Source organism: Sphingomonas sediminicola (genome assembly GCF_014489515.1).
In the GTDB taxonomy this organism is placed as follows: domain Bacteria; phylum Pseudomonadota; class Alphaproteobacteria; order Sphingomonadales; family Sphingomonadaceae; genus Sphingomicrobium; species Sphingomicrobium sediminicola.
This window is the reverse complement of sequence record NZ_CP060782.1, coordinates 314,142-332,001: the sequence shown is the minus strand read 5'-3', so window position 1 is coordinate 332,001 and position 17,860 is coordinate 314,142. Positions and strand designations below refer to the sequence as shown.

Sequence of the window (17,860 nt, the reverse complement as noted above, 5' to 3'; positions counted from 1 at the left end):
CCGTTCAGGAAGATGCAACGGCCCATTGCGATATCTGGGTCGGGTTTGCGGCCAAATCATGGTGTTGGGACGACTAAATCCGTGCGCCGACTAACTTTGATCGATCGCTACCTGGTGAAGACGATCGCGGTGCCGCTGATCGGAACGCTCCTGCTCGCCGCCATGTTGCTGGTCCTCGACAAGATGCTGCGCCTGTTCGATTTCGTCGTGACTGCCGGCGGACCGGTCAGCGTCGTGTGGCGGATGCTCGCGAACCTGCTCCCGGAATATTTCTCACTGGGCATCCCGATCGGGCTGATGCTCGGCATCCTGCTGGCCTTCCGGAAGCTGGCATTGTCATCGGAACTCGATGCATTGCGCGGGATCGGGGCGGGCTTCGGCCGGTTGCTGCGTGTCCCTTACGCCTTTGCCATCGGGCTATTGCTGCTGAACCTGTTCATCGTCGGCTGGCTACAGCCTTGGACGCACTACGGATATGAGCGGCTGCGTTTCGACCTGCGCTCCGGCGCGCTGGGTGCGTCGATGAAGGTCGGCGAATTCAATCACCTGGGGCGGAGGATGACGCTCCGCATCGATCGCAGCGAAAACCGCGGAACCGAGCTTCACGGCATTTTCGTCCAGGTCGACGACAAGTCGGGGACCCAGGTTGCTGCGACCGCGGACCAGGGCCGGTTCCTGTCGACCGACGATCCCGACGTGATCCTCTTCAGGCTCGAGAAGGGCCGCCTGATCCAGGATTCCCCGAAGTTTCGGACTCCGCGAACCTTGTCGTTCGACCTCTACGACTTGCCGATCAACCTGCCGCGCGTCGACAGCTTTCGGCAACGCGGCCACGAGGAGCTGGAGGAATTCACCCTGCCCGAGCTTTTCCGCGACGGTTATTTGCGAAACGTGCCCGAGGCACAGCGGCTCGGTGCGCAGGCGAACCTGCATTTCCGTATCGTCGAGGTCCTGATGATGCTGATGCTTCCGCTGCTGGCCGTCGCCCTCGCTGTCCCGCCGAAGCGAAGCAGTTCCGCGCTAGGTATCTTCATCGGGATCGTGATCGTGGTCGCCTATCACAAGGTGAACCAGTACGCAGAGCAGGCCGCGGCGCAGGGCCGGATGGAGCCGGTGTTGGCGCTCTGGATCCCGCTGCTCGCATTGTCGGCCATGATCTACTGGATGTACCACGTGCTCGCGCACCGGCCCGGCGGACAGCCGATCGGCGCGCTGGAGCGGGCGTTCAGCCAAGTCGGCAAGGCCGTCCGCAGGCTCCTGCCGAAAGTCCGGCCGGCATGATCAACCTGCAATTCTTCCCGTCGCGGCGGCTGGCGCTCTACACCGTCAAGCTCTTCATCACGCGAAGCCTCGCGGTGTTGCTCGCGCTCGTCCTCGTCCTGATGACGCTCGACCTGCTCGGCGAGTCCGGGAAGATCCTTGCGATCCCGGGCAATGGCGAGCCGGAACTATGGCGATACGTTTCGCTCCGGGTGCCTCTGCTGATCTCGCGTTTCCTGCCCTTCTCGGTTCTGCTCGGGACGTTGATCGCGTTCACGGGCCTCAATCAGCACAGCGAAGTCGTGGCCATGAAGGCCGCGGGCATTTCAGCGCACCAGATGCTGGCGCCGCTGATCCTCGCCAGCCTCGTCATTGCCGGCGGCCTGTTCGCGTTCAATGAGAAGGTGGTCGTCAACGCGAACCGCCAGGTGACGGCTTGGAGCGACAACGACTATCGGCCGGTGCCTCCTGAGAGTGGAATCCTCAGCAATATCTGGCTGCTCAATGGCGAGGATTTGATACAGGCACGGCACGTCGGGGGGCAAGGACGACGTTTCCACGCAGAGGGCGTGTCGATCTACGACCGCGAGCGCGGCGTCCTGCAACGGATCATCCAGGCCGATCGCGCCGATCCCCAGAACGGCGCGTGGAAGCTTTCGAAGGTGCGCGTCTACGATTCATCGATGAATATCGTCCGGCACGTTCCTGAAATGACCGGGCTCGAAGGCGTCAAGCCCGAGCAGCTGACCCTCGCGAAGGTCGATCCGGACCAGCTCGATTTCTGGACCTTGAAGGAGCGCATCGGCCAGCTCGAACGCGCCGGACGTCCAGCCGACGAGGCCAAGGCCGGGCTTTGGCACAAGATTTCTGGTCCACTTTCGACCCTTCTCATGCCCCTGCTCGCAGCGACCGCGGCATTCGGGCTGGCCCGCTCGGGCCAGGTCCTGATGCGTGCGACGATCGGCATGGCGCTCGGCTTCGCCTACTTCGTGGCCGATAACTTCAGCCTGGCTATGGGCAATGTCGGCGCCTACCCGCCCTTCCTCGCCGCCTGGGCACCGTTCCTGCTGTTCCTCCTCGTCGGTGAGACGGTCCTGATCCGATCCGAAGAGTAAGGATCTCCATCCGTTTCGGAGGCATGCGCAGGGTCCGCTTAAGCCTGACCTGACGAAGACTTGGCGGTGTTCCTGTCCGCCGCTCTTGCCGCCACGATCTCGGCCCCTCGTCCGCCCAGTCAGGCAAGGGCCATGGTGCGCGTCGCCCACTCGGTACTCGTCACTAAAGATACGTGGCGGCAGGAGCGGACCGCGCGAAAGCGAGAGATCCTGATTGTCGAGAATGGACGACCGGTAGTGGTCCGGGTCATCGAGTTCGAGTGAAGAGCGCTTAGCGGGCGCCGGCGGTCCAGCTGCTGGCCGCTAGCCGTCCGACCAGCCGGGAAAGGCTGCGATAGGTCGAGTCGTGATAGACCGAATCCCATCCAGCGCCTTGCACAGACGGCGGTGCGCCTCGCCGAGCGCATGGTAGGGCAAGCCCGGAAGCAGGTGATGCAGGGCGTGGTAGCGAAGGCCGACCGGCGCCCAAATTGCAGGCAGGGTCCCTGGCGGCGGCACGTTGACGCTGTCGAGGAACTGCGCGGTGACGGTCATCGGCTCACCGTCATTCTCCCAGAGATGCGCGACCAAAGTGCGGATCTGGTTGAGGAACATCACCCCGGACGCAACGCCAAGGAAGATCAGGAAGGCGCGCACAGGGACGACGCCCGTCGCAACCATCGCGAGCAGAGAAATCGCCCACACGCTGCACGCAATCTCCATCGCCAGCCATTGCTTGCGGAAATCGCCCTCGGGTTGCGGACGGCGGAACTTCGGGTTGATCTGAAGCCCCGAATACTTCGCGACGACCGTATCGCGGAGCTTGGGTGACAACAGCGACAGCGGCGCAAGGATTCCAAAGCGAATCAGCATACCGATCGGTGCGAGCGCAGCCGCGATCAGGAAAACCGGCAAGGTCCACGGCTTCATCAGCGCGAGCGGGAGATACTCGGGATCGTTGACCGTCCCGTAGTAGCGCTTCGCATGATGCTGATTGTGGACGCCTTCATAGAGGAAGGACGGGACGAGCAGCGGTATCCCGACGATCAGGTTCCAGACGAGCCGGAAGCCCGGGACCGCGTTCGGCTTGATGTGGGTCAGCTCGTGAATGAAGCTGCCGGCGCGGTACAGCGCGAGCATCGCAACGACGACCGCCACTGTCGCGACCACCGCCGAGCTCGTGAAGATCGCAGTGAACAGCCCGGCATAGCCGAGAAGGGCGCATCCGATCATGTCGGCCCAGTAGATGCCCGGCCGCGCGACATTCAGGTCGCGAGTCAGGTCCGCAGCGGCCTTCAGCATCGCCTTGTCGTCGCCCGATGCACGCACCGGCGTCTGGTCGCCTCGCGTGGAATCGGCTTCGACGCTGCGCTGCAGCTCAAGAATGCTTGTCCGGGTCATGATTTGGCTGCCTCTGCAAAGAGATAGTGGCGCGATGATGGCGCTACAACGGCGCTATGGCTGGCGGTTGGCGCGTTGCCGCGCTAGCCAGCGCTCATGAATTCCTCAGCACTGACCGTTCGCCCGATCGATTCAAAGGCGGATCGCAAGAAGTTCGTCGACTTCGCCTGGGACGTTTATCGCGACGATCCGGCCTGGGTCCCGCCTTTGAAGGACGAGGTCCACGGCCTGCTCGACCCGAAGAAGAATCCGTGGTTCCAGCATGCGAAGGCGCAGCTGTGGCTCGCCGAGCGCGGAGGAAAAGTGGTCGGGCGCATCAGTGCGCAAGTCGACCAACTCGTACAGGACGAAATGTGCCAGGGCACCGGCCAATGGGGGATGTACGAAGTGCTCGACGCCGAGGCTTCAGCCGCGCTCATCGCGACTGCCGAGGACTGGCTTCGCCAGCAGGGCATGAAGCGGGCGCTCGGGCCCATCAGCCTTTCGATCTGGGATGAGCCGGGGCTTGAGATCGAAGGCTTCGACGAATCCCGACAGCAATGATGGGACACCACCGGCCGGAGTATCAGGGCTGGATCGAGGCCGCCGGCTACGAAAAGGCCAAGGACCTAATCACCTACGCGCTCGACATCACCAATTGGCAGGACCCGCTGATCGACCGGCTGATCGCGTCGGGCGAACGAAATCCGCGCATCCGAATTCGCAACGTCGACAAGTCGAAATTCGACCAGGAAGCCGCGCTGATCCTCAATCTGCTCAACGACGCCTGGTCGAACAACTGGGGCTACGTCCCTTTGACTCCGGCGGAGATTGCCTACGCGGGCAAGAAGCTGAAGCCGATCATCTTCAATGAGCTGGTCCGGATCGCGGAATTGGATGGCGAGCCTGTCGCCTTCATGCTCACGATCCCCGACATCAATGAGCTGACGAAGGATCTCAACGGCGAGCTGTTCCCGTTCAACTTCATCAAGCTGCTGTGGCGGCTTCGCAAGCCTCGGACCCGCCGCCTCCGCGTGCCATTGATGGGGGTCGCCAGGAAGCTGCACGGCTCGCGCCTCGCCAGCCAGCTCGCCTTCATGATGATCGAATTCACGCGCCGCGATGCAGTTTCCAAGTTCGGCGCGACTCACGGCGAGTTCGGCTGGATCCTCGAGGACAATAAGGGGATGCTTTCGATCGCTCAGCTGCCCGGCGCCGAGATCAACCACCGCTACCGGATCTACGAAAAGGCGCTCTAAGCTCGAGCGTTGTTGGCGACCGGGGATCGCCCAATCCTTTATTTGTCGGTCGGGGCTTCCGACTTTGCAGCGCGTTGACTCAGCCGTCATTGATTGATTTCAATAAAGCTTCGGCATCCTGGAGACAGTTGTTTTGGTCGATATCCCGGGCAGCAGCTCGACGACATCGTCGGTAGTCGTTGGAAGCGTTACGACGAATACCCTCGAAGTCGTCGGCGATCATGACTGGTTTCGAGTTGACCTGAGCGAGGGTCAATCGATTACCGTCACGCTGAAAGGCTTGTCGCTTGGCGATCCTTATTTGCGAATCCGCGACTCGCTCGGAAACGTCATCCTCGAGAACGACGACATAAGTCCCGGCACCTTGCTGGGATCGAAAATCAACGTCATCGCGCCGCAGGCCGGAACCTATTACATCGACGTTGGCGCTTTCAACGACGCCACTCGCGGCGATTACCAGCTCACGGTCACGAGCTACGTTCCGCCAGCCGTCGCAACCTACGATCAGATCGCTGACCAGTTGGTCAACGGTTACTGGGACGGCGGAGCACACCGGTTCAACGTAAGCCAGGGCGGATCGATCACCGTCAACCTCACCGGACTTACTGCAGCAGGCCAAGCCTTGGCTGGTGCCGCGCTCAAGACCTGGACAGACATCATCGGTGTCAACTTCATACCGGTTACGACAGGCGGCCAGATTGTCTTCGATGACAATCAATCCGGAGCTTTTTCCGACTCTGTTTATTCAGGCGGCTTCATCACCTCGTCGACCGTCAACGTTTCAACCCAATGGCTTGCCGACTATGGAGCCAACGTCGGCGGTTACGCCTTCCAAACTTACATTCACGAGATCGGCCACGCCCTAGGGTTGGGGCATGCCGGGAACTACAACTCGACCGCGAATTACACGACCGATGCGTTGTTCGTGAACGACAGTTGGGCCACCACTGTCATGTCGTACTTTAGCCAGCACGAGAATTATTATTTCGGAAACCAGGGCTTCAGCGAAAACTTTCTCGTCACCCCGATGCTGGCGGACATCGTCGCGATGCAGGAGCTTTACGGGCTGTCGTCCAGCACGCGATCCGGCAACACGAGATACGGGTTCAACTCGAATGCCGGCAGCCTTTACGACGCGGCCAGCCTTCAGAACGTCGCTTACACGATTTACGATACCGGCGGCATCGACACTCTGAATTTCTCGCAAGTTCAATACTTCAACCAGACATTCAATCTTAATCCAGAAACGTTCTCCAGCGTCAATGGATCGACCGGCAACCTCAGCATCGCGCGCGGCGTCGTCATCGAGAATGCCACTGGCGGCTCAGGTAATGACACCTTCATCGGCAATAGCGCGAACAACGTCCTGACGGGTGGCGATGGTCAGGACATGGTGTCTTATCAAACAGCTACTGCGGGCGTCCGGATCGACCTGGGCATAACGACCCAACAAGACACGATTGGCGCCGGCCTCGATACATTGGAAGGTATTGAAGGAGTTACGGGATCTCCATTCGACGACGTCCTCATCGGAACGTCGGGGACTTTTCGGCTTGATGGCGGCAGCGGTAACGACCTCATCATCAGTTATGGAACCGGACAACGCAATTTGGTCGGCGGCGATGGCGACGATGTATTCATCGCGGGCCCGGCGAGCGAATCCATCGACGGCGGAAACGGTTTCGATATCGTCGATTACAGCCTAGCTACCGGCCCGCTCTTTATCGGCGGCTATTCCGATAGCACCGGTAGCGACTCATACGGCTCAATCGAACGAATTCTCGGATCGGCCTACAACGACACATTCTATTACGCAGGTGCCGTTGGTGTCGAGTTCTGGGGCGGCGCGGGCGATGATTTATACCTTGTCTTCGGAACCACTTGGAACCCGACAGAGGCTCCGAACCAAGGAATGGACACTGTCCAATCAAACTTGAGCTACGTCCTTCCTGCCAACGTTGAAAATTTGGTCTTGATGAACTCTTCCATCAGCGGAGAACCATGGCCAATCAGCGGTACTGGCAACGAACTCAGCAACGTAATTACCGGCAATTCGAGTGCCAACCTGATCGTAGGAGGGGCAGGCATCGATCGGCTGACCGGCGGACGTGAAGCGGACACTTTTCGCGACACCGCGGCCGGACTCAACGGCGACACAATCGTCGATTTCTACGGAAACGACACGATCATAATCAGTGACGCGAGCCTCGCGGGGTTCTCGTTCAACCTCTCGGGTAATACACTCTCTTACACCGGCGGATCGCTGACCTTGGAGTCACCAATCCCGACGGACGCGTCAATTGTTGCAAGTGCTGCGGCGGGTGGCGGAGTCCAACTCACGATCGAGGGGGGTACCGAGCCGTTTGCCGGCTTCGGGAGCCTCCGCTGGGCCGTCGACGGATTCGGTTACAATGCCGGCAACTGGACCTCGAACGATCTGACCCCTCGACAGATTGCCGATGTGAACGGCGACGGCCGGGCGGATGTGGTCGCGTTCGGACCAGAGGGCGTTACAGTCGTCATCAGCGCCGACAACGGCGGTTTCGGAGGATCGGCGCTGGTCTCGTTCAACTTCGGCTATTCGACGGAAGCTGGCGGGTGGACCTCGAACAACCTTTACCCTCGTCTCCTGGCGGACGTGAACGGCGATGGTTGTGACGACATCGTCGCCTTCGGCGAGGGTGGCACTTACGTTTCGCTCAGCACGAGCCCCACAATGGGAGTGTCGTTCGCTACTCCCATTGTGGCCACCGGAGAGTTCGGGCGTTCTGCCACCGCCGGTGGCTGGCTGTCGAACGATCGCTACCCGCGCGAACTGGCGGACGTGAACGGCGATGGCCGTGCCGACATCGTCGGCTTCGGCAACGATGGCGTGTTCGTCGCACTCGCCAGCTCCGATGGAACGTTCGCGGCTGCGGGCATCGCGTCCGTGAACTTCGGGTTCTCGGGTGGCGCGGGAGGCTGGACCTCGCAAGACCGCTACCCACGCGAACTGGCGGATGTGAACGGCGATGGTCGAGCGGACATCATCGCCTTCGGAGAGGGCGCCACATATGTGGCTTTGGGTCAAGCCAACGGGACTTTCGGCGCGCCGTATGTCGCGACGGGCGAATTCGGACGGTCGACCGCTGCTGGCCAATGGACGTCTGACGACCGCTATCACCGAGAAGTTGCGGATGTAAATGGGGACGGGAGGGCCGATATCGTTGGATTCGGTCTCAGCGCAGTCTACGTTGCGCTTGCCCGCGAAGACGGCACCTTCGCCGCCTCGCAACCGGTCTATGGTAACTTCGGCGCGGGCCCGGAAGCTGGCGGCTGGGAAAGCCAGAACACTTTCCCCCGCTATGTCTTCGACTTCGACAACGATGGAGACGCCGATCTCTTCGGCTTCGGCTCCGCGGGCGTCTACGTCACCTTATCCAGCGGCGGTCTGTGGGCCTGAATGAACGGCTTCAATCTAGTTCGACCCAGGTCGGAGCATGGTCGGACGCTTTCTCTTCACCCCTCGCCCACTTGTCGACGCCGGCACCTTGAAGGCGGTCGGCGGCTTCTGGAGAGCATAACAGATGGTCGATGCGGAAGCCCGCATCGCGCTGCCAGCAGCCGGCAGTGTAATCCCAGAAGGTGTAGAGATGATCGTCGTTCGGGTGGAACGCGCGGAGGGCTTCGGTCCAGCCCTGGTTGAGCATCCTGCGCCACTGCGCCCGCGTCTCCGGCTGGACCAGCGCATCGTTTGACGCGGCTCGGATCGAAAAGACGTCGCGGTCTTCGGGGACGACGTTGAAGTCGCCCGCGAGGATCACCGCACGCTCGTCCGCAAGCAGTTCCTTCGCACGCTCCTCGAGCCGTTTCATCCAGCGGAGCTTGTATTCGAACTTCTCGGTGCCGATCGGATTGCCGTTCGGAAGATAGATCGACGCAACGACCGTGCCATTCGTCTCAGCCTCGATGTAGCGGCTGTGGGTGTCGTCGGGGTCGCCCGGAAGGCCAACGCGCCTGAGCTCCGGCGTGTCGCCCTTCGCGAGTATGGCGACGCCGTTGAAGCCCTTCTGGCCGTGCCAGACGGCGCCGTAACCCGCGCCTTCGATGTCGGCGATTGGCAGGCTTTCGTCGGCGCACTTCAATTCTTGAAGGCAGACGACGTCCGGCTTTTCGCGGTCCAGCCATTCGAGCAGGCGCGGGAGCCGCGCGCGGATGCCGTTGATGTTGAACGTCGCTAGCCTCAAACCGAGAAGCTCGAGCCGCAGCCGCAGCCCGAAGCCGCATTGGGATTGGTGACCTTGAAGGCCGCGCCGCCGAGGTCTTCGACGAAATCGACGGCCGAGCCGCGAACGAGGTCGAGACTGATCGGATCGACCACCAGCTTGACGCCGTGAGTCTCTGCGACCGTGTCGTCGTCGGCCTGTCTCTCGGCGAGCTCGAACTTGTAGGTGAAGCCGGCGCACCCGCCGCCATCCACTGCGAGACGCAGGATCGCAGGCCTCGACTGACGCTCAGCGATCCAGGCTACACGCTTCGCAGCGCTCTCGGTCAGGATGATGTCAGGCTCGCTCACAGGTAGCGAGATAGGGTGGCACCGCCGAAGCGGCAAGAATTAGCGCTTGCCGCCCGACGGACCGCCAAGGGCGATCGTGTCCATCGAGTGCGTTCCGGCGTTCTTCTGCATCGCGACCAGATAGTCGGTCGACTTCATGAACGGGATCGGATTCACGGGACGGCCGTCGATGCGCACTTCATAGTGCAAGTGGCTGCCGGTCGAGCGCCCTGTCGAGCCCATGCGGGCGATCAGCTGACCGCGAGTGATGTGGGCACCCGCCTGGACGAGAACCTGCGACAGGTGGCCGTAGCGGGTAGCGATGCCGCGGCCGTGGTCGATCTCGACCAGATTGCCGTAGCCGCCGCTGTTCCAGCCGGCACGAAGGACGGTACCGTCGGCGGTCGCGTAGATCGGCGTGCCGTACGGACCCGCGAGGTCTATGCCGGGGTGCATCGCTGCCGAGCCGCGAAACGGATCGGAGCGGACGCCGTAGCCACTGGTGAAAGCGGCGGTCTTGACCGGCTTGTCCGAAGGAACGGCAATTGCGCCGGACGCGAGGTTGTCGAGCTTCTTCCAGCTCGTGAACAGCTGCTTGAAGGTCGGGTCGGCATTGCCGTCGAACGGGCCGCCGCGGCCGTCCTGGCCGGCTCTTGAAGGATAGAAGCCGAGACGCTCGAGCGTCGACTTGTCGATGTTCTCGCTGGAGAGAGCTGCTGCCAGAGCCATCTGGCGCTGCTCGATCAATTGAACCCGGCGCTCGGTTTCAGCTGTGAGCTGGGCGACCTGGGCTGCGTAATCGGTGGAGGAAGCTTCGGTGGTGGCGATTGGGGCAGGAGCTGGAGTCAGGATGCGGGCGACGGAGTAGCTGGACCACGCAACGAGCGCGAAGAATGCGGCGAAGACGACAATTTGAGCAGAGGCAGACAGGCGGAACCTGCGAAGTTGCTTTCCGTCGTGCACAAAAAAATCGCGGTCCCTGAAAAGGCCGGACGTCGCCGCCAACACCGTAGACATGACCCTCGCTCCACAAATCCATGCGGGCCGCGCAAAAACGCGGTCCGAAATTCCATCGATCAAGGAGCTCCCCAGCCCCCACCTGCCAACAGAGTTTGCCCACCACCAGCTGGCGAGGGGAGACTGACCCGCCCCGGTTAATGAATTCAACCTTCGGTTCCTCCAGCCGGGACGAGTCGTCCGCTCACTGCGGTGAAATGAGCAAATTGCGTCAACCACAGAGGGAAGAGCGCCCGAATCAGGCGCTGTTTGACCTTGATCTGCGATAATTTCGCACTGCCTTGCCGATGCCGCAATCGCCGCTAGAAACGTCGGCGGGCCACGCCGTCCCAACGCGGCGCGTGCTCTCTGCGAGGAGAGTTGAATTGACTGATACGACAGCGGCAGGCGCGACGTTGCGCCGGCCGAAACCCGCTACTCTACCGGCTCGCCCGCATTTCTCGTCGGGCCCCTGCGCCAAGCCGCCAGGCTGGTCCCCAAGTCGCATCGACACAAGATCACTCGGACGGTCGCACCGGTCGGCGCTCGGCAAAGCGCGGCTGCAGGAAACCATCGAGCGCACCAAGGCGCTGCTTCAGCTGCCGGCCGACTATCGGCTCGGCATCGTTCCGGCGTCGGATACCGGTGCGGTCGAAATGGCGCTGTGGGCGCTTCTTGGACCGAAGCCGGTCACCATGCTCGCATGGGAAAGCTTCGGCGCTGGCTGGGTGACGGATGTCTCCAAGCAACTGAAGCTGAAAGCAGAGGTCCGCACCGCCGATTACGGACAGATTGCCGAGTTGGGCGGCATCGATCCGGCGAGCGACGTGGTCTTTACGTGGAACGGGACGACCAGCGGCGTCCGGGTGCCGAACGCCGACTGGATCGCCGAAGACCGCACCGGCCTTACCATCTGCGATGCGACCTCGGCCGCATTTGCCCAGCGTATCGACTGGCCGAAGATCGATGTCGGCACCTTCAGCTGGCAAAAGGCGCTCGGCGGTGAAGGCGGGCACGGCATGCTCGTCCTCAGCCCGCGCGCAGTCGAGCGGCTTAAGCAAGCCCAGACGAACCGGCCACTTCCCAAGATCTTCCGCCTGACCAAAGGCGGCGCGCTTATCGAAGGCGTGTTCAAGGGCGAGACCATCAACACACCTTCGATGCTCGCGGTCGAGGACTGGCTCGTTGCGCTGGATTGGGCGGAGCGGGTCGGCGGTCTCGACGCGCTGATCGCCCGGGCAGATGCGAACGCCGGAGCGCTCGACCGCTGGGTCGCGGCGTCAGACTGGATCCAGCATCTAACAGGCGACCCGGCAATCAGGTCGAACACCTCCGTCTGCCTCCAGTTCGCAGATCGCGCCGACGAGGAAGCGAACAAGGCGCGCCAGAAGGCGATCGTGAAGCTGCTCGAGGTGGAGGACGCCGCCTACGACATAGGCGCCTACCGCGATGCGCCGCCCGGTATCCGCATCTGGTGCGGAGCCACCGTCGACACTGGAGACATAGAGAAGCTCGGGCCCTGGCTCGATTGGGCTTGGGAGGCGACGGCGTGAGCGAGCAAGTGCGCGTACTGATTTCAGACAAAATGGACCCGCGCGCGGCGGCGATCTTCCGCGAGCGCGGCATCCAGGTGGACGAAAAGCCAGGTCTCACGCCGGAAGAGTTCAAGGCGATCATCGGCGACTATGACGGCCTTGCCGTCCGCAGCTCGACCAGGGTCAATGCCGAGGCGATGGATGCGGCGATCCCGCGACTGAAGGTCATCGGCCGGGCGGGTATCGGCGTCGACACGATTGACGTTCCGGCCGCAACGGCTCGCGGCATCGTCGTAATGAACACGCCCTTCGGCAATTCGATCACGACCGCCGAGCATGCCATCGCAATGCTGTTCGCGTTGGCCCGTGAAATCCCCGCTGCGGACCAGTCCACGCAAGCCGGCAAGTGGGAGAAGAACCGCTTCATGGGTGTAGAGCTCAGCGGCAAGACCCTGGGCCTGATCGGCTGCGGCAATATCGGCTCGATCGTCGCCGACCGGGCCCACGGGCTGAAGATGAAGGTGGTAGCCTACGATCCCTTCCTTTCGCCTGAACGCGCTCTCGAACTCGGCGTGGACAAGGTCGAACTCGATGAGCTTCTGCGTCGCGCCGACTTCATCTCGCTGCACACCCCGCTGACCGATCAAACGCGCGGCATCCTGTCGCGAGAGGCGCTGGCGAAGACCAAGCCGGGCGTACGCATCGTCAATTGCGCGCGCGGCGGCCTCATCGACGAAGCGGCGCTCAAGGAAGGTCTCGAGAGCGGGCATATCGCCGGAGCGGCGCTTGACGTGTTCATGCAGGAACCGGCGAAAGAAAACCCGCTGTTCGGGACGCCCAACCTGATCTGCACGCCGCATCTCGGTGCCTCGACCAACGAGGCTCAGGTGAACGTCGCGATCCAAGTCGCGGAACAGATGGCGGACTTCCTGCTTCTCGGCGGGATCACCAATGCGGTGAACATGCCCTCGCTGTCGGCCGAGGAAGCGCCGCGGCTGAAACCCTACATGGCGTTGGCGGAGAAGCTCGGACGCCTCGTCGGACAAGTCGCGGGAGCGGACATCCGGTCGGTCGCGGTCGAGGTTGAGGGCGCAGCCGCAGAGCTCAACATGAAGCCGATCACCGGTGCGGTGCTGGCGGGCCTGATGGGCACCTATTCCGACACGGTGAACATGGTGAACGCTCCGGTCTACGCAAAGGAGCGCGGACTCGACGTCAAGGAAGTCCGCCACGAGCGAGAGGTGGATTATCATACCCTCGTCGCCGTGACGGTCGGCACAGCCGAGGGCGACAAGCGTGTTGCCGGCACCCTGTTCGGCAACCGCGCTGCGCGTCTGGTCGACATTTTCGGTGTCGCAGTCGAGGCCGACCTGACCCCGCGGATGATCTACATCGTCAACACCGACGCGCCGGGCTTCATCGGCTCGCTCGGAACGACGTTGGGCAAGGCAGGCGTCAACATTGCGACCTTCAACCTCGGCCGGCGCAAGGCCGGTGGAGAGGCAGTCGCGCTGGTGGCGGTCGACGACCCGATCACGCCCGAACTGACCGAAGAGCTTCGGAAGCTTCCAGGCGTCCGTCAGGTCGTGCCGCTGACCTTCTGAGGTCCGCTCGACGAGGTCTCTAGCTCGGTGAACCGGACGGGCATGATTTCGCGCGTCCGGATCTCGCCGCTGCCGGTCTTGTCGATGACGCTGAGCTGCTGGATTTCCCTCCCCCGATCGGGATGACCATTCGACCGCCGGGTTCAAGCTGCTCGATCAACGCGGGAGGCGGTTCTTCCGCGGCGGCCGTGACGAGAATGCGATCGAAGGGCGCATGTTCGGGCCAGCCGCGCGTTCCGTCGCCGACGCGCACCTCGATATCGTACCCGAGCAACTCAAACCTCGCCTTCGCGCCGTCGGCGAACTCTTCGACGACTTCGACGCTGAACATCTCAGCGCCCATCTCGGCCATGACCGCGGCCTGGTAACCGAAGCCCGTTCCCACTTCGAGCACCCGGGTCCCTCGCTCGACGCCCAGCAGGTCAATCATTAGCGCGCCGATGAACGGCTGCGAGATCGTCTTGTCGAAGCCGATCGGGAGCGGCGTGTCCTGATAGGCCATCAGCATCAGGCTCTGGGGAACGAATAAGTGGCGCGGGACATCCATCAGAGCGCGACGAAGCTCGGGATCGAGGTGATCTTTTCCAATCTCCTCACGCGACAAGTCGAAATGCATGTCGACGATCTCGACCATATGTCGACGGTAAATCGCCAGATGCTGTTCGGTCATCGGCTTCATGCGCAGACCTCTGCATGCCGAACGGCCCCGGGCGCAGGCGTTCCAAACGCCCGAAACTGGACGCTTGCGCCCCGGCCCCCTAGGAGCGCCGTGCCTCCACACAAAGGGATTCGAATTGGGCAACGTAACGGTCATCGGCGCGCAATGGGGCGACGAGGGCAAGGGAAAGATCGTCGACTGGCTCGCGAGCCGGGCCGACATGGTGGTCCGCTTCCAGGGCGGCCACAACGCCGGCCACACGCTCGTCGTGAACGGAGAGACGTTCAAGCTGTCGTTGCTGCCGTCCGGAATCGTGACCGGCACCCCTTCTGTGATCGGAAATGGCGTGGTCCTCGACCCCTGGGCGTTGAAGGCAGAGGTCGAGCGCATCCGGGAACAGGGCGTGAAGGTCACGCCGGAAATCCTGATGCTGGCGGAGACCTGCCCTCTTATTCTCCCGATCCACCGCGACCTCGACGCTTTGCGCGAAGATGCGAGCGGCGCTGGCAAGATCGGAACAACCCGCCGTGGCATCGGTCCTGCCTATGAGGACAAGGTCGGTCGCCGGGCGATCCGGGTTTGCGACCTCGCCCATCTCGGCGAGCTGGAGCCGCTACTCGACCGCCTCTGCGCCCATCATGACGCGTTGCGCGCTGGTTTCGGCGAGCCGCCGGTTGACCGCGAGCGCCTGCGCAACGACCTCGCGGAGATCGCCGACTTCGTCCTGCCGTTCGCGAAACCCGTCTGGCGCGACCTCGACGCTGCGCAGCGCCGCGGCCGGCGCATACTGTTCGAAGGCGCGCAGGGCGTTCTTCTAGACGTCGATCACGGCACCTATCCGTTCGTAACCTCGTCCAACACCGTTTCAGGCGCGACCGGTCCCGGAACGGGCATGGGTCCGTCAGCGGCCGGTTTCGTGCTGGGCATCACCAAGGCCTACACGACCCGCGTGGGCTCCGGCCCTTCCCGACCGAACTCGACGACGAGATCGGCCAGCGGCTCGGCGAGCGCGGGCACGAGTTCGGCACGGTCACTGGTCGCCGCCGCCGCTGCGGATGGTTCGACGCAGTGCTCGTCCGCCAGTCGGTCGCTGTCAGCGGCGTGACCGGGGTCGCGCTGACGAAGCTCGACGTCCTGGACGGCTTCGAAAAAGTGAAGATCTGCATCGGCTACACGATTGACGGACAGACGTTCGATTACCTCCCGCCGCACGCTCAGGACCAGGCGCGAGTAGTTCCGCAATATGAGGAGATCGAAGGCTGGCCCGGATCGACGCGCGGCGCTCGCAGCTGGGCCGATCTGCCGGCGCGCGCGATCAAATATGTCCGCCGCATCGAGGAGCTGATCCGCTGCCCGGTGGCGCTGGTTTCGACCAGCCCCGAGCGCGACGACACGATCCTCGTCCGTGACCCATTCGCGGGCTAGCCGCGCACCTCGAAGCTGGTCAGTCCAGCGACCGCCGCGTCGCTGACCCGGACGTTGGCGACACGAGCGCTCGGCGGGCCGTCGCCGATCAGGTCGATCAGCCAGTTCACGGCGCTTTCGTCACCCTCGAGATGAGCCTCGACCGAACCGTCGGGACAATTGCGAATCCAGCCCCGAACCTTCAGCCGCTCCGCCTGCTCCTCGGTCCACGCGCGGAAGAACACCCCTTGCACCCGACCGCTCACGTCAACGTGGCGAGCGATAATGCCCATCACACCGTCGCGATGTCGGGCGCGTCCTCGGCCTTCATACCGACGACGTTGTAGCCGGCGTCGACATGGTGGACCTCGCCCGTAACCCCGCTTGCGAGATCCGAAAGCAGGTAGAGCCCCGCCCCGCCGACATCCTCGATCGTCACGTTGCGGCGCAGCGGCGCATTATATTCGTTCCACTTCATGATGTAGCGGAAGTCTCCGATGCCGCTTGCCGCGAGCGTCTTGATCGGACCGGCGGAGATTGCGTTCACGCGAATGCCTTCTGGGCCCAGGTCGGCAGCGAGATATTTGACGCTGGTCTCAAGGCCCGCCTTGGCCACGCCCATGACGTTGTAGTGCGGGATGACCTTCTCGGCGCCGTAATAGCTGAGGGTCAGGATCGAACCGCCCGGGTTCATCATCGCCCGCGCGCGCTGCGCGACCGCGATGAAGCTGTAGACCGATATGTTCATGGTCAGCAGGAAGTTATCGATTGTCGTGTCGACGAATTTCCCGCGAAGCTCGTTCTTGTCAGAGAAGCCGATGGCGTGAACGACGAAGTCGAGCGTCTCCCACTTCGACTTCAGTTCCGCGAACGCCTTGTCGAGCGCCTTCATGTCCGACACGTCGCAGTCGATCAGAAGCTCGGACCCGAGCTCCTGCGCCAACGGCCGGACACGCTTCTCGAGCGCTTCGCCCTGATAGGAAAAGGCCAGCTCCGCGCCCTGCTCGCTGAGTGCGCGCGCAATGCCCCAGGCCAGCGAACGGTCGTTGGCCAGGCCCATGATCAGGCCCTTTTTGCCCTGCATGAGTTTACTCAAAGCTGCGGTCCCTCTGGTTGCGGTACGAGCTCCACATCCTCTCCGGGTTGCGGCTCTTCGACCTCGAGCTGGTCCTTGTACGGACCGGAATAGACTTCGCCCTTTAGCGCCGTCGGCGAAGCTTCCGCCAGCGCCGCGTTGAGCTCCGCGCCCATAACCACGCCGAGCCCGACCATGAAGAAGAAAATCAAGACGACCATTACGCCGGCGAGGCTTCCGTAAGTGAGGTCGTAGCCGCCGAGAAGTCCGATCACCTCCGGCAGCAGCTCAGCGGTAATAAGCCACCAGGCAGTGATGAGCAGTGCGCCTGGCCATTTCTTGCAACCCACCTTCCGGTAACGCGACGGCGTCAACAGTAGGAACAGCAGGTATACGTTTGCGAAAAGGACGAGCGCTGGGACCACGCGATACAGTGTCATCGCGTCCGCAACGTTCTGGAAGATCGGAACCCAGTGCTCGATGGCGTGCTGCGCAGAGCTGAGGATGATGCTGACGCTGAACGAGACCATCAGCAGAAAGACCGCTCCGACGATCATCGCCATCGAAGCGAGCCGGTACTCCCAGAAAGGCGCGCAATATTTCACCCCGTAGGCCCTGCGAAGGATGTCGCGGATCGTCTCGATGAAGCTTCCGACGGTCCACAGGCCGATGATTGCGCCGATCCAGAGCAGCGGGCCCGTCCGCGCCGATAGGACTTCGGCGATCGGCTCGCGAAGAACGTCAGCTACGTTGGGCGGCAATTGCGCGAGGATCGAAATAACGGTCCTTCGGCCATTCTCGGACGCGCCGAGCAGATTGGCGAGAGCAGCAGCGACAATGAAGAACGGGAAGAGCGCAAGCAACGCCAGGTAGGCGAGATTTCCGGCGTGAATGAAGCCGTCGTTATAGACGCCAACGCCAATCCGCTTGATGACCTCCCACGGGTCGATGCGGTGCTGAAGCTTGACTGCGACGTCACGCCCAAAGGCGGCGCTCATGCTCGCAAGCTGCTTGCGGCGTTCCTCAGGGGATAGCGGTGAGTGGTCCTGCATCTAGTGCGG

14 protein-coding genes and 2 pseudogenes are annotated in these 17,860 nt (G+C 62.6%); 8 read left to right on the top strand and 8 right to left on the bottom strand.

The features are described from left to right. The first annotated feature begins 81 nt into the window (after positions 1-81). The 3 genes from lptF to H9L14_RS16435 all read left to right on the top strand — a co-directional run bounded on the left by lptF (position 82) and on the right by H9L14_RS16435 (position 2,639). Positions 82-1,281: an LPS export ABC transporter permease LptF gene (lptF, locus tag H9L14_RS01830; RefSeq protein ID WP_246444337.1), complete on the top strand. Its 1,200-nt coding sequence runs from the start codon at positions 82-84 to the stop codon at positions 1,279-1,281. Beyond that, positions 1,278-2,375 carry an LPS export ABC transporter permease LptG gene (lptG, locus tag H9L14_RS01825; RefSeq protein WP_425506889.1) on the top strand — a complete coding sequence of 366 codons (1,098 nt, stop codon included), beginning with the start codon at positions 1,278-1,280 and terminating at the stop codon, positions 2,373-2,375. Before lptF ends, lptG begins: the two co-directional genes overlap by 4 nt. A gap of 132 nt (positions 2,376-2,507) precedes the next feature. Beyond that, on the top strand, positions 2,508-2,639 hold the full coding sequence (locus H9L14_RS16435) for a hypothetical protein (protein ID WP_281389406.1): 132 nt from the start codon (positions 2,508-2,510) through the stop codon (positions 2,637-2,639). Positions 2,640-2,678: 39 nt separating this feature from the next. Here H9L14_RS16435 and H9L14_RS01820 read toward each other — a convergent pair whose 3' ends face one another. After that, positions 2,679-3,755: a fatty acid desaturase family protein gene (locus H9L14_RS01820; protein ID WP_343070208.1), complete on the bottom strand. Its 1,077-nt coding sequence runs from the start codon at positions 3,753-3,755 to the stop codon at positions 2,679-2,681. Positions 3,756-3,851: 96 nt separating this feature from the next. Between H9L14_RS01820 and H9L14_RS01815 the strand changes: the two are divergent. Together H9L14_RS01815 and H9L14_RS01810 are read left to right on the top strand one after the other, a co-directional pair. Beyond that, positions 3,852-4,993 (top strand): annotated as a pseudogene (locus tag H9L14_RS01815) (N-acetyltransferase). 133 nt (positions 4,994-5,126) lie between these two features. Beyond that, positions 5,127-8,435 carry a M10 family metallopeptidase C-terminal domain-containing protein gene (locus H9L14_RS01810; protein ID WP_187708992.1) on the top strand — a complete coding sequence of 1,103 codons (3,309 nt, stop codon included), beginning with the start codon at positions 5,127-5,129 and terminating at the stop codon, positions 8,433-8,435. 10 nt (positions 8,436-8,445) lie between these two features. On the opposite strand, the gene xth is transcribed toward H9L14_RS01810, so the two are convergent. Genes xth through H9L14_RS01795 form a run of 3 tightly spaced genes read right to left on the bottom strand, consistent with a single transcriptional unit; the run spans position 8,446 to position 10,544 of the window. Then, positions 8,446-9,219: an exodeoxyribonuclease III gene (gene xth, locus H9L14_RS01805; RefSeq protein ID WP_187708991.1), complete on the bottom strand. Its 774-nt coding sequence runs from the start codon at positions 9,217-9,219 to the stop codon at positions 8,446-8,448. Then, a complete protein-coding gene (gene erpA / locus H9L14_RS01800) occupies positions 9,216-9,548 on the bottom strand; it encodes an iron-sulfur cluster insertion protein ErpA (RefSeq protein WP_187708990.1) in 333 nt (110 codons plus the stop codon). Before erpA ends, xth begins: the two co-directional genes overlap by 4 nt. A gap of 39 nt (positions 9,549-9,587) precedes the next feature. After that, a complete protein-coding gene (locus tag H9L14_RS01795; protein WP_187708989.1) occupies positions 9,588-10,544 on the bottom strand; it encodes a M23 family metallopeptidase in 957 nt (318 codons plus the stop codon). 365 nt (positions 10,545-10,909) lie between these two features. Between H9L14_RS01795 and H9L14_RS01790 the strand changes: the two genes are divergently transcribed. Continuing rightward, positions 10,910-12,076: a phosphoserine transaminase gene (locus tag H9L14_RS01790; RefSeq protein ID WP_222949890.1), complete on the top strand. Its 1,167-nt coding sequence runs from the start codon at positions 10,910-10,912 to the stop codon at positions 12,074-12,076. Further along, entirely contained in the window at positions 12,073-13,662 is a 1,590-nt protein-coding gene (serA, locus tag H9L14_RS01785; protein WP_281389405.1) for a phosphoglycerate dehydrogenase, read from the top strand. Before H9L14_RS01790 ends, serA begins: the two co-directional genes overlap by 4 nt. Before the next feature lie 19 nt (positions 13,663-13,681). Here serA and H9L14_RS01780 read toward each other — a convergent pair whose 3' ends face one another. Continuing rightward, positions 13,682-14,332, bottom strand: coding sequence for a protein-L-isoaspartate(D-aspartate) O-methyltransferase (locus tag H9L14_RS01780; RefSeq protein WP_222949889.1), 651 nt, complete (start codon positions 14,330-14,332; stop codon positions 13,682-13,684). Positions 14,333-14,456: 124 nt separating this feature from the next. On the opposite strand from H9L14_RS01780, the pseudogene H9L14_RS01775 reads away from it, so the two are divergent. Continuing rightward, positions 14,457-15,745, top strand: a pseudogene (locus H9L14_RS01775) (adenylosuccinate synthase). On the opposite strand, the gene H9L14_RS01770 reads toward H9L14_RS01775, so the two are convergent. The 3 genes from H9L14_RS01770 to H9L14_RS01760 are packed head-to-tail and all read right to left on the bottom strand — an operon-like array spanning position 15,742 to position 17,797. After that, positions 15,742-16,017: an acylphosphatase gene (locus tag H9L14_RS01770; protein ID WP_187708987.1), complete on the bottom strand. Its 276-nt coding sequence runs from the start codon at positions 16,015-16,017 to the stop codon at positions 15,742-15,744. The pseudogene H9L14_RS01775 and the gene H9L14_RS01770 overlap by 4 nt on opposite strands. Then, a complete protein-coding gene (gene fabI / locus H9L14_RS01765) occupies positions 16,017-16,820 on the bottom strand; it encodes an enoyl-ACP reductase FabI (protein ID WP_281389404.1) in 804 nt (267 codons plus the stop codon). Before fabI ends, H9L14_RS01770 begins: the two co-directional genes overlap by 1 nt. Beyond that, positions 16,817-17,797, bottom strand: coding sequence for a YihY/virulence factor BrkB family protein (locus H9L14_RS01760; protein ID WP_246444336.1), 981 nt, complete (start codon positions 17,795-17,797; stop codon positions 16,817-16,819). The genes fabI and H9L14_RS01760 overlap by 4 nt, the downstream gene beginning before the upstream one ends. Positions 17,798-17,860 lie beyond the last annotated feature (63 nt).